Genomic DNA, 14,021 nt, shown 5'->3' with positions numbered 1-14,021 from the left:
CAGAAAGAAAAGGTAGGAGTTGCGTACATGTCAAGGTTTCATAGCAGTCCACTTCGCGAAAAATTCGGAATCCCAGCCAACGCGGTGATCACCATCGGCGGAACAGTCGGTGTTGGGAAATCCACGTTTACACATGCATTGGCAGAACAGTTGGGGTTTCGTGTCTCGATTGAAAAAGTGGACAATAACCCGTATTTGGGACGATATTACGAAGATTTGGCTCGCTGGGGCTTTCATTTGCAAATCTTCTTTTTGGCGGAGCGCTTCAAGGAGCAGAAGCGAATGTTTGAATACGGAGGCGGATTTGTACAGGATCGTTCCATTTACGAAGATACTGGCATTTTCGCACGCATGCTGTACGAGCAAGGGAACATGACCGAGGAAGATTATCGCACCTATACCGAACTGTTCGAAGCGATGGTGATGACCCCGTACTTCCCGCATCCTGATATCCTGATCTATCTGGAAGGCAGCTTTGACGATATTGTTGACCGCGTGAAGGAACGTGGACGCCCGATGGAGCAACAGACACCTGTCGAGTACTGGAAGGATTTGTATGAGCGCTATGAGAAGTGGATCGGTTCCTTTGCGGCTTGCCCGATCTTGCGCATCAACATCAACGAGTACGATGCTGTTCATGATCCGAACTCGATGGAAAGCATCATTGAGCGTGTCGCGGAGAAAATCCGGATCGGCCGTTCCACCCGATTGGATAAGCGTTAAAAAATCGGGATGTCCACTGACACTTTCCGGCAGGTAAGAGCCCAACGAACAAACCCCGCTATGGTATAATAGGAACATCTTGGGAAGAAAAAAGGAGCTCAGACATGGCAGAAGAATGGTTTGAACGCAGCTTTCGCGAAGATTATGTGCTGGTGTACCGGCACCGTGATGATTCGGCAGCAGATGAAGAAATTGCCAATTTGCTCGAACGACTGCCGATCAAGGCGACAGGAAAAGTGCTTGATCTTTGCTGTGGAAGCGGCCGACATTCGCGTGCACTGGCTCGTCGGGGATACGAAGTCGTTGGAGTCGATTTATCGCCTGTCCTATTGAAGCTGGCGGAAGAGCAAAATCACTATCCAAAGCTCCGTTTTGCCCGCTGTGACATGCGAGAAATCCCGTTTCGCGAGGAATTTGACATCGTCGTCAATCTCTTCACCAGCTTTGGTTACTTCACTTCGGATGAGGAGAATGCGAAAGTCGTCCAAAACATGGCCCAAGCGTTAAAACAGGGCGGTGAATTAATCCTGGATTACCTCAATCCCGCTTTTGTCAAAGATCATCTGGTCCCGCATTCCACCAAGGAAGTAGAGGACTTGCTCATCGAGGAGAAACGCTGGATTGAGGATGGATTTGTGAAAAAGCGGATTTCAATCAAAGACGATTCGTCTCATGAGCCGCGGGAGTATACGGAGCAGGTTCGCCTGTTCAGCGTGGAGCAGATGATGGCGATGCTGGAACAGGCAGGATTTGGACAGATTCAGGTATTTGGCAATTATGTCTTCGAGCCCTATGTCGCTCCTGACTCCCCGCGCATGATCTTCTATGCAGTGAAGATGTAAATGGGTTGCGGATAAGCGTGACTAACAGGTGTCTCCCCTGAATAAGATGGTGTTACTACCGTTCAACGGGTCTACGAGGGGGAGTTTGTGATGAGCAGACTGTCGGTCGAGCAGGTTAAGCTGTATCTCGGGAAGGTGCCGGGCTGGAAACTGGTGGAGGATCGCATGGCGTTGGCACGGACGTATGAATGTTCTGATTTTGCTTCTGCCATGCGGCTTGTCAATCGGGTTGCCGAAATGTTGGAACACGACAGTCAGCATGTGGAAATTCACATCAAGGCAAACCTGGTCACCTTTGTTCTTACGACGAGGGAGGCGCGGGGTCTGACGGGCAAGGATTTTGCCCTGGCACAGACCATCACCAAAGTCGGTTGACAAAAAACGCAGGGCATATTGCTGGAAAGCCGCATTCGCGAGTCGAGGCGGCTTTTCGCATTTCCAGCGTAGCATCTGGAAAAGCCATCTGCTATGATTGGCTGTAAGTGTACAGCTTTGATGGCTGTAGTCAATTCGGAGGGATTATCATGGACATCCAGCAGCATGAGCAATTGCTCAAAATCTTGACAGAGGAATACGCGAATAAAGTGCTTACGGTCTCGTACACCCAGTGGGACTCGGAGGGCGAGGATGAAGAAGAGACGCAGTTTCGGGCAACTCTGGCTTCGGCTACGCTTACGAACAACGAGTTTACAGAAAAAGACCTGCTGTTGGTCTTCGCTGCCGAAGACGGGGAGCATATTGAGATCCTGATGGAAATTCCCAGCGAGGAAGCAGATCTGGCAGCCAACGAAGCAGGTCGCCTTTCCATCTTTGGGACGGAAGCCGAGCTCGTGCTCGAATCATGAGATCCGCTCGCACTTCCCGTTACATCGGCACTCCGGAGCCGATGATGCATCATGAAAGGTATCATTGTGAAAAGTATATAAAACGAAACAAAGCCTCGCTGATCAAGGCGGGTCGTTATCTGGTAGATACAAAAGCATTGCTCGCCCTGTTTCATCTGGACTGCGGCCATTGCCGGCAGGTGCACCGGGAAACCTGCTGCGAAGGGGGGCAGCCTTACGCAGTGGATGATTGGCAGGTCACGCTGCTGGAACAGGAATTGCCTGCGATCGCAAGCTATGCGCAGGATGCCCGAGTGCGACAGAGAATGACAGCAAAAGACGTCTGGGACCAGAACGCCGGTACCATCCGCATGCAGCACGGAAACTGCCTGTTCTATCAGGAATTGTCCGCCGGAAGCTTCGGCTGCGCCATCCATGCGTATGCGGAGAAGACGGGACGAGAGCTGGAACCATTGAAGCCCTTTAGCTGTCAGCTATACCCGCTCGATTTAATCGAGACGGATCAAGGAATCCTGGTGACAGCAGTGACCCCGGAGACATCCTCTTTTTCGCGCTGGGGCACGGATTATTTGGACCATTTTTATTGCGCTAGCCCGGAACGCAGAAAACTGGCTGTCCACCTCGATGAACAGCTTTTTTCTCTGAGCGGCTATCGCCCAGCTTACCTGTGGAATTTGGCCTTGCTGCGGTATGTGCTGCAAGACGAAGCAGATAGGATCGAGGCACTTTTGCAGGAGATGGATGAACAGCGTGCAGCAAGCACGTGCTAGGAACATACAGTTTGATCTAGGAAAGAAGGAGTTACTGTGATGAAAGGGAAAACAACACAAGAATCGCGCACGATCCAGGCTTCCCTGGTGCAGCCCTCAGATACCAATTACCACGGTACCATCTTCGGCGGAACGATGATGGCCTACGTGGACGAAGTAGCTGCCATCGCCGCCATGCGCCACTCACGGCGACCAGTCGTGACAGCGTCGATCGATTCCATCGATTTTCTCGCCCCGGTAAAGATGGGGCAGTCGATCTGCCTGGAGGCATATGTATCGTCAACTGGCAAAACGTCTATGGAAATATTTGTAAAAGTGGTAGCTGAAAATTTGCGGACGGGTGAGCGGGTGTTGACGGCGACGTCGTTCCTTACATTCGTCGCTCTGGATGAAGACGGGAATCCCACCGAGGTTCCGCCTTTGATTCCGGAGACCGAAACGGAAAAGTACCTCTTGGATACCGCCGAAGAGCGTAAAAAAATGCGCAAGGAACGCAAGCAGAATACACAAGCTTTTATTGATAAGCTGACGATCAAGAAAACGATTTGAGCGATAGCAAACAAGGGATAGCAAAAGGGGGAGAGGCATGATGAAGTACCGCCGTCTGGGAAAAACCGAACTGAATGTTTCTGTCGTAGGAGTCGGGACGTGGCAGTTTGGCGGCGAATGGGGAATGGATTTTACGCAGGCCGAAGTAGATCAGATCTTACATAAGGCCAAGGAGCTGGGGATTAATCTGATCGATACGGCGGAATGCTATGGCGATCATCTGTCGGAGCGCTTGATCGGTGATTATCTAAAGCGAGACCGGCGCGAAGACTGGATCGTCGCGACGAAATTCGGACATCATTTCCACGATCGCTTTACACGTACCAATGAGTACGGAGCGACAGAGGTCTTGGCTCAGCTCGATCGATCCTTGAAAGCACTGCAAACGGATTATATCGACCTGTATCAATTCCACTCCGGTCCTGATGAAGCGTTTGACAACGACGCGCTGTGGACGATGCTGGACAAACAGGTGAGCGCAGGAAAAATTCGTCATCTGGGTCTGTCCATTGCGAAAAACGACAACCTCCACCAAACGTCCTCCGCTTCGCAAGTAAATGCCAAAACCATTCAGGTGGTGTACAATCGACTGGATCGCAAGCCGGAAGAAGCGGTATTTGCTTCTTGCGAGGAGCAGGATCTCGGTGTATTGGCGCGCGTACCGCTGGCGAGCGGATATTTGAGCGGCAAGTACAAGCCGGGTGCTGTATTTGCGGGCAACGATGTCCGCCATCGCCACGATCCCGAGCATGTCAAGAACCTCCTGCAGCAGGTGGAGGAGATCCAGCGGACAGAAGTTCCGGAAGGTGTAGACATGGCGCAATGGGCCTTGGCTTGGTGCCTCAACCATCCGGCTGTGACAACGGTAATCCCGGGAAGCAAGAGTCCGGCGCAGGTCGAAGCCAATGCAAAAGCGGCCCTGCTCGTGCGTGATGATCATCCACAAGCAAGGCCGCTGTAAGCAGTACTAATCCAGAAATCGCGCTCGCATTGCAGGGGTAGGCAAGAAGCAGTGTTCACTTTTGCCGAACCAGCGGTAGCGATTGCGGGCAATCCACAGATAGACGGGATCGCGAAGAAAACGGGGGATGGCTAGCCCAAGCAAACTGAGGGCGCCCCCCCCCCCGCCCAGTTTTTTTCCGACCTGCAAGGCAGCGTCAGATTTGGTATAGAGTGTACCGCCATCAAAAAAGACGACGGATTGCAGACTATTTTCCGGATAACCATGAGCGGCAAGCAATTGCTTGCCTGTATCGGATTGCAGGGAAGCAAAGAAGATGTCTTGACCGCGATTATGTCGGAGCACGAACTGCACGGCAGAGTGGCACATGTGGCAAACGCCGTCAAATAACAGGATCGAGTTGGGTTGATGTGGCATGTCGAACCCTCCGCATGTGATAGGAATCAACGCTCTTTTGCTTATCATATCAAAGCGGGGAGCATTTTCCTACGCCTCGTCTATGATCCAGGCCAATTTTCCCTGCCTGACCAGGCATTCTGCCATGACCAAGTCAGGATGCATTTCACGGTCTTGGTGTAGCCGCGGGATGTTGCTGCGAATATGCTCATAGGCTTTGGCAGTGCCTTGCCCGAGCTTTCCAGTGCCAAATTCAAGAGCTTGAGCTGCGGCCAAATATTCGATCGCAAGAACTTTGGCTGTGTTGGCTACGATGGTGCGAAGTTTGCGTGCTGCAGTCGTTCCCATGCTGACGTGATCCTCCTGATTGGCGGAAGAGGGGATCGAGTCGACGGAAGCAGGATGGCAGAGCACTTTGTTTTCGGATACGATGGAGGCAGCGACATATTGGGTAATCATGAACCCAGAGTGCAAACCGCCATTTTCCGTCAAAAAGCCAGGCAATCCACTTAATTGCGGATTGACCAAGCGCTCTGTACGCCGTTCCGAGATGTTCGCCAGCTCCGCTATCGCGATTGCCAGAAAATCAGCTGCCAAGGCCATCGGTTGACCATGAAAATTGCCTCCGGATATTACATCTCCGGTATCGGGGAACAGGATCGGATTGTCGGTCACGCTGTTGCATTCGCGCTCAACGGTTTTCCAGACGTACTCCAGGGTGTCCCTGGTGGCTCCGTGCACTTGTGGAATGCAGCGCAGGCTATAAGCGTCCTGGACGCGCAGCTCTCCTGGCTCCGTGGTCCGTTCGCTGCCATGGAGATGGAGCAGCAGCCGCCGTGCGGACTCCTGCTGGCCGGGATGGGGACGAACAGCGTGCAATTGCGGATCGTACGCTTTCGGAATTCCGTGCAGAGCCTCCACCGTCATCGCGGCAATTACTTCAGCACTTTCCATCACGATGCGGGCTTCATGAAGAGACAGGCAGAGCAGGGCGGTCATCGCTTGTGTCCCATTGATCAGGGCTATCCCTTCCTTGGCATGCAGGCGTATTGGCGAAAGTCCTGCTGCACGCAAGGCTTCCTTGCCTGACAGGCGCTGGCCATTAACTTCCGCTTCCCCCTTGCCGAGCATGACGAGGACCATATGAGCCAATGGTGCCAGGTCTCCGCTTGCACCCAGCGATCCCTGCTGGGGGATGACCGGATGAACGCCGCGATTGCACATTTCCATGAGCAGAAGCAGCGTCTCCTCCCGAATTCCTGAATAGCCTGTTACCAATGCGTTGATGCGCAGAGCCATCATGGCGCGGACGACTTCGACCGGGTACGGCTCTCCCATGCCGCACGCGTGGCTCATGATGAGATTTTCCTGGAGCTGGCTGACCTCCTCCCCTGTGACCATCACATCGGAAAACTTGCCAAAGCCTGTGGTAATGCCGTACACGATTTGGTTCTTCTTCACCATCTCATCCACCATGCTGCGTGATTTGCGGACATTGGCGAGAGCGGCTTCCGGGATTGCAATCAGACTCTTCCCATAAGCGACGGAGACTACCTGTTCCAGGAGCAGGCCATTCCCATCCAGATTCACAACGGTTTTATCAGACATCATGATTTTCCTCCTTTAGCAGAGCAGAGGACGAAAAAAGGAAGAGGGGCAGGATCATTGTGATCCTGGCCCCTCTTCCTTGGGTTGTATAGGCAAATGACAAAACGAGATAGGCAAAGTGCCCCGCATGCGTATTTCCCCGCTTTCGTCCTCTATTCACATGTTTGGAATGTAATCGCTTTCCATTATTTTACCTGATTCATGAGCGCAGTCAAGAGGGGGGGGCACGGCACCTGCACCTGTTTGCGAAAAACGGGCTTAACCGAATTGGCAAAAATGGGCAAGTGTCGTTTCTTGAGCGGGATAAATGTCATACCATGTACTGTGTCAGTTCTCCCGAAAGGACGTGTGAGTATCTTTGGAAAAACGACGTAAAGTGCCACCCGCGCCACCCCGGCGTCCAAAAGAAATGCCCATGCCCAAACCGCCTTCGTCGAGTATGCCGTTCCCATCTCCCAACAGACCGTCACCGTCGATGCCTTCGCCTAATGTGTCTCCAAAAGAATCGCCGATGCGTCCGTCTCCGAACATGCCATCTCCCAATATTCCTATGCAAAAGAACCCCCAAATGCCTGCCCGTCCGATGCCGCAAAGACCAATGATTCCCGCACCGAACCGCCCTATGCCGAAGCCAGCGAATCCCATGCCGCCCAATCGGATGCCTGTAAGACCGATGCCGCCGAATTTGAGGCCATCCAATCCGATGCCTCCGAATCGGATGCCGGCGAATCCAATGCCTCCGAATCGGATGCCGGCGAATCCAATGCCTCCGAATCGGATGCCGGTCAATCCCATGCCGCCCAACCGTAGACCCAGTCCCAACATGCCGAATCGGATGCCATCCAGCCCCAATTCACCGCACTACATGTCGCCGAACGCATCACCCAACAGGAGAGCGCCCGAATCCCATGGAACACGCGGTGGAGATTACGAGCTTTACTTCTTCAAATTGCATTTTCACAAGGATCGGATGGACTACTATCACCACAAATGCGAGGAGCATCGTGATAATCGACGCAAATACGGGGAATACCGCAAGCTCTACAAGCACCATAAGCGCAGAATGAGTCATTATCACGAGCGTTGTCAAATGTATGAAGGAAGCAGCTCTTCTATGGATCGCAGGCATTCTTCCTCGGGTCACTCATCCGGACATAGCTGCGATTGTGGCTGCCGCTGTTAATCACGGAAAAAAGGCGTGTCAACGGGTCTGCCGTTTAAGCACGCCTTTTTTTCCATCCCATCACTTCATGGCAGCTTCGCCCTTGAACCCGCGTTTTTCCAGGTTTCGCCGCAGCGTCAGCAGTGCATCATCTTTATTTTTGCATTCCAACATCACATCGAGATCATAATCAGACAAAGCCGTCATGTACGAGAGAAATTGATCGGGATCGATGTTATCGGCGTGGGCGCGAAAATCATCCTCTGATTTGGGGGAGGAGATATGAATTTTCGGGGTTCTGTTCCCCCACGTAGCGATAATGCGCGGCAAATATTCCACCCAATCCTCGCCATTGGACAGGCACATATGGTGATGAATATCGAGCACCATGGGAACGCCGATCCTTTCACACAGCTCCAGCACTTCGACCATGGTGAAGGACACATCATCATTCTCCACGACCAAGCGCCGCTTTACCTCTGCGGGAAGCTGCTCAAAATTGGCAGCGAAGCGATCAAGTGCTGCGCTTCGATCTTCATACACACCACCGACATGTGTCACCAATACAGAGTTGTCATCCAGACCCAGCAGATCAAAAACCCGAGCATGATAACTAAAATCGGCGATTGTGGATTCCAGTACGGAAGGTTTGTCCGTATTCAGAATGCTGTAGTGGCCGGAATGTGCCGTAACCCGAATGTTGTGCTTGCGAATATACTCGCCGGCCTTTCGAAAATCCCAAGCAAACTCTTCAGCCCAGTTCCAATCTGCCGTGACGGGATGGGTAGCCAATGGAACGAATTCAGAAGGCAAGCGATATAAGAAAATACGGTGCTCGACATTGTACGCCAACAAGTCCATCAGGTTGAAAAAGTTGGTCTGCATCACTTGCCGCAGCTTTTTTAGCCGTGCGGCAGGCTCCAGCTTGTTCACCTGTGCAACGGTCGTTTTTTTGTTGGGGTTGTTCTTGTTCTTTACGCTGATGCAGGCATAGCCCAGTCGAATCATGGTGCCCACTCCTTTGCAACATCGTACGTGGTTCTAGTATTCCCAGGATGGGAATTTGGCCCCGTATGAAAAGTTCCCAGCATAGAGATACTATCAGGGATTTATTTTCAGGAGGTATGGACCATGGAGCATGAATTAGCGGAGCAGTATCGGGAGGGACTGAAAGCGTTTGGGGAGATGCTGCCAGAAGCTCTGCAAGCCTACAATCAATTTACGAGCCAATGTTTTGCTTCTGGTGCATTGTCAGTCAAGGAAAAGCATCTGCAGGCTCTGGCCATCTCCTTGTTTGCTGGGAATGAACATTGCATCGTCTACCACCTGGAGGCTGCACTGGGAGAAGGCATAACCGAGAAGGAGATTGCGGAAACGGTAGCGGTAGCAGGTGCGTTTGGCGGAGGTACGACCCTGGCTCACGGTGTGATTTTGATTCAGCAAGTGCTGCGTGAAAAACAGAACAGCATACAGTAGCATCGCGAAACAAAGCTCTGTGACCAGCAGGAGCTTTGTATTTATTTTGCTCAGAAAAAGAGAAGGAATATTCGAATTGACGACACTTGACACCCGTTCGCGAAAGATAATAGAATTGCTTGCTGCCGAAATGACAGGTATACTCATAATTATTAGATATTATGGACGTATCGATAAAAAGAGTGGGGGGATTTGATGGTCATTGATGTGAAAAATGTCGAATGGAAGCGGGATGAGACGACCATCCTACGAAACATCAACTGGCAGGTCAAGGAATCGCAACACTGGTGTATAGTCGGGTTGAACGGCTCGGGGAAAACCAGTCTGCTCCAGATCCTCTGCGGATACACCTGGCCCACACGTGGCGAGGTGCATGTCCTGGGAAACCGTTACGGTGAAGTGGATGTCCGGGAAGTGCGAAAATCGATCGGCTGGGTAAGTACGGCTCTGATCGCACAGATGCATGATCACGAGACGGCTTTTCGGGTGGTTCTGAGCGGCAGGGAAGCGACGATTGGCCTTTACACGACACCGAGCGATGAGGATCTTGCCAAAGCATCGGAGTTGTTGGATACCTTCGGGTGCTCCAAGTTGAAAAATCGCCCGTTTCGTGCCCTGTCCCAAGGCGAGAGGCAAAAGGTCCTGATCGCACGAGCATTGATGGCTTCACCGCGTCTGCTGATCTTGGACGAGCCGTGTACGGGCCTTGACCTGTTGTCCCGTGAGCAATTGCTGGCGATGATCGGGCAGATCGCAAGCCAGCCCGACGGACCAACGCTGTTGTACGTGACGCATCATATCGAAGAAATCCTTCCCTGCTTTACGCACACGCTCTTGATCAAAGACGGGGCCGTGGCAGCGGCAGCCAAGACGACAGAAGTATTGAAGCCCGACGTACTGACGAGCTTTTTCGGCGTTCCGGTGGATATTCGCCAATCCCAGGGGCGCTCCTGGATCAGCATCGGAGATGAAGCCGTCATCCGCTAAAAAGTGCCGCAACATCACGAAACCAAATGTTTGTGTATACTATCTGTAAGAAACTTTTATCTGGGAGGAGAGGAGAGATGGAGGCATGACGAATGTGACTGCACCTATAGCTGACTCCACCTGGGCGATTATTACCTATGAGGAGGCCTGGCAAGGTTACATTAACAGTTATGTGGTCAAACAAGGAGATTCCTTTGTGCTGATCGACTCCCAGCTTCGCAAGCACCGGAAGTATTTTCAGCAAGCGCTGGAGGGGATCGGGGCGATACCCGGAAAAATCGAGAATGTCTATTTTACGCATCGAAGTGCGGATCATATTGGGAATGCAGATTTGTTTCCTTCCCGCAATAACTGGATTCATCTGGATGATTATTACGAGTTGGACGATTTTTCCCAGACCTTTTTTGGTCACACGTTTACAGGGAGCGGGGGAGAGCTTTCTCCCTTGAAGTTTCGACAACTCTCTTTTCAAACGGAAGGTTCAGTGGCGTTTTTTGATCCCAAAACAAAAGTATGTTTTGTCGGCGATCATCTGTGCTTCCGAGAGGCACCCTTGGGAGACATTGTGGGAAAAGAACCGGAAGTCCGCACGGCTTATCACAAGAAGATTCAAGCATGGGCACAGCAGGAGCCTGAGCGTGCACGCGAATACGCAGAGGGGCTGGAGATCCTGCTGGACTGGCCGATCGATTATTTGGCTACGGGTCACGGTCCGATCCTCAGTGGGGAGATCACACCGTTCTTGCAAAGTTTGATCGAGGCAGCAAGACAGTCGTAACAAAATCCGAACAAAATCAAAAAACACCGCAAAAGCTTTGTGATTGGCTTTTGCGGTGTTTTCCTATTTAAACCATCAAAAAAATTAACTTACCTGCGTAGATGCCTTCTGCCATTCTTCCAGCCGTTTTTCCAATTCAGCTCTGTTCAGGTGCAAAAAATGGGAGGACTTGCTCATTAACTGACGCAAATGCGCTAGCGCGTGCTCGTAATTTCCTTTGGCGGCTTCGATCTCTGCGAGACAGAGCAACCGCCAATCTCGTGCCGAGCGCTTGCCGGAGATCAATTTAAACGCCTCCTGGGCGCTTTCCACTTCGCCAAGTCTCGCGTGGGCGCAAGCGATAACGGCCAATGAATCGGTCATTCCCTGGTCGCGCTGGTATACGCGGAAGGCGACTTCCAACGCATCGCTGTAGCGGCCTGACGAATAGTACACGATGGCCAGGTTGTAAAACAGATAGTGAATCATCGCCTGGTTAAAGAGAGAAGGACGTTCCTTGCAGACATTTAATCCTTGCACAATATATTTTTCTGCCAGCTCGTAATTGCCGATCAGGATCTCATAGGTCGATTTATCCAGCATCGCAACGGAGCGGGCGCGATTCTTGCGGTAAGAGGCATCGAGCCAACGCAAACGCTGCTCGGTACGGCTTTTGAACAAATGGGAGATATATTGATAGCGGAAGGGCCAGTGAAGTCGCGCAAACATGACCAATAGGACGACCGCCAATCCCGCGATTGTTGAAGTCAGATTCAGGTTCAAATATTCCATGAGCGGTGACACCCTTTCTTCCTGCTACGTCTACCTGTTCATCTTAGCACAGAACCCGTTTGCGCGACAGAGAATTACCGCTATTTTGTCAGGCTCAGTGTGCTGATCGGTTGATGATCTTCAAGCTTCTGGGACTTGATGAGGCTTTCCGATACCGTGTACAGCGTGTCGCCGATCGTCAGGATTCGTCTGATATTTTTCTTGCTGTCATACCATTCATCGCCGGCTTTCAGGGTATCTTCGGCTGACAGATGGGTAATCGTGCTGTCCAGGACAAAGCCTTCTTGCAGATTGAGCCGGTATACGTAGGCCCCTTGGAAGGAAAAACGGCCGTATGCCTGAATCCTGCGATTTGCCTTTTCTTCACTACTAAGGGTACGAACTGTTACCGGAAAGGCCAGCAGCTCCTTCTCCTTGGAGAACAGAAGGGCTTTGTGGTTGTGCAACAGCTCCGAATCGGTGCCCCGATCTCCGATGACGGTCTTGAATTTCTCGATCGGATTGGTTACATCGGTCACGTCAAACAAAGCGATTTTCATGCCTTGATAATACGCGATGTCCTTTTCCGCTTCCGCTTCCTTGCCAAATCCGATGAGATGATTTTCGTCGTACGGATGGAGATAATCGCTGTAGCCCGGAATTTTCAATGCCCCCAGCACACGTGGTGCATCCGGTTTTTTGACATCGATGACAAACAGGGGATCGACAGTCTTGAATGTTACCATGTACGCGCGGTCCCCGATGAAGCGGGCCGAGTAGATTTTTTCTCCTGGAGCGATCCCTTCCAGTTTTCCATGGATTTTCAGGTCCCGGTCGAGAATGTACAGATTATTTTTAGACGTACCTTCGTCTGTGCGCCAGATATTGCCGCTGGTCGTTGCGATGCGCAAATAACCGTCATGCTCGTCGATGGAGAATTGGTTCAAGACATTGCCAGGCACACTCCCTTTCCCTGAAAAATCCAGATTTCCGTTTTTCAAGGCGAAGCGGTACAAGGTCGTGCTTACGCTTTCGTTGATGGGGGCAAAATTGGACTCTGAAGACGACACGCTTGGTTTTGGCATTTCATTTTTGTACTCGGATACGGCGACATAGAGATTTTCCATAGAGGCGTAGATATTTTCCCCGCCTCCCAGATAGGAGTGCACCTTCATCTTTTGGTTGGGTTTATCCAGATCGACGCCAGCGACCATCAGGTAATTGGGTGTCAGGCTTTCCGGGAAGTAATGAATGTCACCATACGGAAGCTTTTGGGGTTCTGCTTGTTTGTCGGGAGCTTGATCGCGGTACATCGGAGCAGGATCGCCTAGGTCCTCCATGATCTGGAAGGTATTGATGCGATGATTGGCGACGAGATACAGATTGCTTCCGATTTTGCGGGATGACAAATAGCTTCCTTCCATCTCTAGCTCGCGTGTCAGCTTTGGTTTTTGTTTATCTGTAATGTCATAGACCTGGGCTTTTAGCATTTCTACATGCAGATTGTGATAGCCAGGAGCGATTTTTACCTTTTTGGCGGAATCGTTTTTCTTTATAGCAAGCGTCTCAAAAGACTGTCCGATTATGACCAGCCTGTTTTCATCCACATACAATTCCAATGGTTCAAACGTTCCCTCCGTATAGCTCAAGCGGCTTGCCAGCTGCATCTTGCCGGCCGGATCAGCTTGCACAATCCGGATCTCGTTTGAAGTGGCTTGATAGATGTACTTTCCGTCCGTCTTGACCACATCAGCTTCGTCAACGCCTTGGACCTGGACATTGGTTGTCGAGTAGTCAGCAGCAGCAGATTCTGCGACATTGGCAGCTGCCGGAGCTGACTGCGGTTCGGCGCTGCCGGCTACCGGCGCGGACTCCATTGCGACGGTGGTTTTGTACATCAGCTTTTGTTGCTGGAGATCCTTTGCCAACAGCTTCTTCAAGTTTTCATAGGAACCGACGACAGGCAGTCCGTCCTTTTCGATGTAGGCTGCCTCGACTTCGCTGTCCGCGCTTCCGGCTACGGCAAAGGCTGTCGTCGTCAGGACAAGGGCCGATGCGACGAGCCAGACCCAACCTCTTTTTTTCATGCTGATCCCCCTTTGTCTCTCTCTGTTAAGAATTTCCTGATACTTATCTGGTAAGACGTCTGCCGTAATCAAATGTTTCACACTCGA

Annotated in this window: 16 protein-coding genes; 10 read left to right on the top strand and 6 right to left on the bottom strand. The window is 51.6% G+C overall.

Annotated elements, in window-relative coordinates:
• The first annotated feature begins 27 nt into the window (after positions 1-27).
• The 7 genes from T458_RS32650 to T458_RS32620 all read left to right on the top strand — a co-directional run bounded on the left by T458_RS32650 (position 28) and on the right by T458_RS32620 (position 4,690).
• Positions 28-723 (top strand): deoxynucleoside kinase, encoded by a 696-nt coding sequence (locus T458_RS32650; RefSeq protein ID WP_023554713.1) that lies wholly within the window; start codon positions 28-30, stop codon positions 721-723.
• Between the two features lie 104 nt (positions 724-827).
• Entirely contained in the window at positions 828-1,565 is a 738-nt protein-coding gene (locus T458_RS32645) for a class I SAM-dependent methyltransferase (RefSeq protein WP_023554712.1), read from the top strand.
• 90 nt (positions 1,566-1,655) lie between these two features.
• A complete protein-coding gene (locus tag T458_RS32640; protein WP_023554711.1) occupies positions 1,656-1,940 on the top strand; it encodes a 4a-hydroxytetrahydrobiopterin dehydratase in 285 nt (94 codons plus the stop codon).
• Positions 1,941-2,089: 149 nt separating this feature from the next.
• Positions 2,090-2,410 (top strand): hypothetical protein, encoded by a 321-nt coding sequence (locus T458_RS32635; RefSeq protein WP_023554710.1) that lies wholly within the window; start codon positions 2,090-2,092, stop codon positions 2,408-2,410.
• Positions 2,407-3,180: a DUF3109 family protein gene (locus T458_RS32630; protein WP_023554709.1), complete on the top strand. Its 774-nt coding sequence runs from the start codon at positions 2,407-2,409 to the stop codon at positions 3,178-3,180. The genes T458_RS32635 and T458_RS32630 overlap by 4 nt, the downstream gene beginning before the upstream one ends.
• A 39-nt stretch (positions 3,181-3,219) precedes the next feature.
• Entirely contained in the window at positions 3,220-3,729 is a 510-nt protein-coding gene (locus T458_RS32625) for an acyl-CoA thioesterase (protein WP_023554708.1), read from the top strand.
• 40 nt (positions 3,730-3,769) lie between these two features.
• Positions 3,770-4,690, top strand: coding sequence for an aldo/keto reductase (locus T458_RS32620; protein WP_031305365.1), 921 nt, complete (start codon positions 3,770-3,772; stop codon positions 4,688-4,690).
• Positions 4,691-4,696: 6 nt separating this feature from the next.
• Here the strand turns inward: T458_RS32620 and T458_RS32615 are convergent, their stop codons facing one another.
• From T458_RS32615 to uvsE, 4 genes are all read right to left on the bottom strand, one after another.
• The gene (locus tag T458_RS32615; protein ID WP_023554706.1) at positions 4,697-5,107 is read right to left on the bottom strand and encodes a thiol-disulfide oxidoreductase DCC family protein; all 411 of its coding nucleotides are present in this window, start codon (positions 5,105-5,107) and stop codon (positions 4,697-4,699) included.
• Between the two features lie 69 nt (positions 5,108-5,176).
• Entirely contained in the window at positions 5,177-6,694 is a 1,518-nt protein-coding gene (gene hutH / locus T458_RS32610; RefSeq protein ID WP_144083839.1) for a histidine ammonia-lyase, read from the bottom strand.
• A 327-nt stretch (positions 6,695-7,021) separates the two neighbouring features.
• Positions 7,022-7,519, bottom strand: coding sequence for a hypothetical protein (locus T458_RS57515; protein ID WP_051410016.1), 498 nt, complete (start codon positions 7,517-7,519; stop codon positions 7,022-7,024).
• 418 nt (positions 7,520-7,937) lie between these two features.
• Positions 7,938-8,864, bottom strand: coding sequence for a UV DNA damage repair endonuclease UvsE (gene uvsE / locus T458_RS32600; protein ID WP_023554702.1), 927 nt, complete (start codon positions 8,862-8,864; stop codon positions 7,938-7,940).
• A gap of 123 nt (positions 8,865-8,987) precedes the next feature.
• On the opposite strand from uvsE, the gene T458_RS32595 reads away from it, so the two are divergent.
• From T458_RS32595 to T458_RS32585, 3 genes are all read left to right on the top strand, one after another.
• Positions 8,988-9,332: a carboxymuconolactone decarboxylase family protein gene (locus T458_RS32595; protein ID WP_023554701.1), complete on the top strand. Its 345-nt coding sequence runs from the start codon at positions 8,988-8,990 to the stop codon at positions 9,330-9,332.
• Positions 9,333-9,527: 195 nt separating this feature from the next.
• The gene (locus T458_RS32590; protein WP_023554699.1) at positions 9,528-10,319 is read left to right on the top strand and encodes an ABC transporter ATP-binding protein; all 792 of its coding nucleotides are present in this window, start codon (positions 9,528-9,530) and stop codon (positions 10,317-10,319) included.
• An 85-nt stretch (positions 10,320-10,404) separates the two neighbouring features.
• Positions 10,405-11,097 carry an MBL fold metallo-hydrolase gene (locus T458_RS32585; RefSeq protein ID WP_023554698.1) on the top strand — a complete coding sequence of 231 codons (693 nt, stop codon included), beginning with the start codon at positions 10,405-10,407 and terminating at the stop codon, positions 11,095-11,097.
• 84 nt (positions 11,098-11,181) lie between these two features.
• Here T458_RS32585 and T458_RS32580 read toward each other — a convergent pair whose 3' ends face one another.
• Together T458_RS32580 and T458_RS32575 are read right to left on the bottom strand one after the other, a co-directional pair.
• A complete protein-coding gene (locus T458_RS32580; protein ID WP_023554697.1) occupies positions 11,182-11,868 on the bottom strand; it encodes a tol-pal system YbgF family protein in 687 nt (228 codons plus the stop codon).
• A gap of 80 nt (positions 11,869-11,948) precedes the next feature.
• Positions 11,949-13,934, bottom strand: coding sequence for a beta-propeller domain-containing protein (locus T458_RS32575; protein ID WP_023554696.1), 1,986 nt, complete (start codon positions 13,932-13,934; stop codon positions 11,949-11,951).
• Positions 13,935-14,021: the final 87 nt, after the last annotated feature.

The sequence above is a fragment of the Brevibacillus panacihumi W25 genome (genome assembly GCF_000503775.1).
Taxonomy (GTDB): domain Bacteria; phylum Bacillota; class Bacilli; order Brevibacillales; family Brevibacillaceae; genus Brevibacillus; species Brevibacillus panacihumi_A.
The sequence above is the reverse complement of the archived record's forward strand: the minus strand, read 5'-3'. Positions and strand labels throughout refer to the sequence as shown.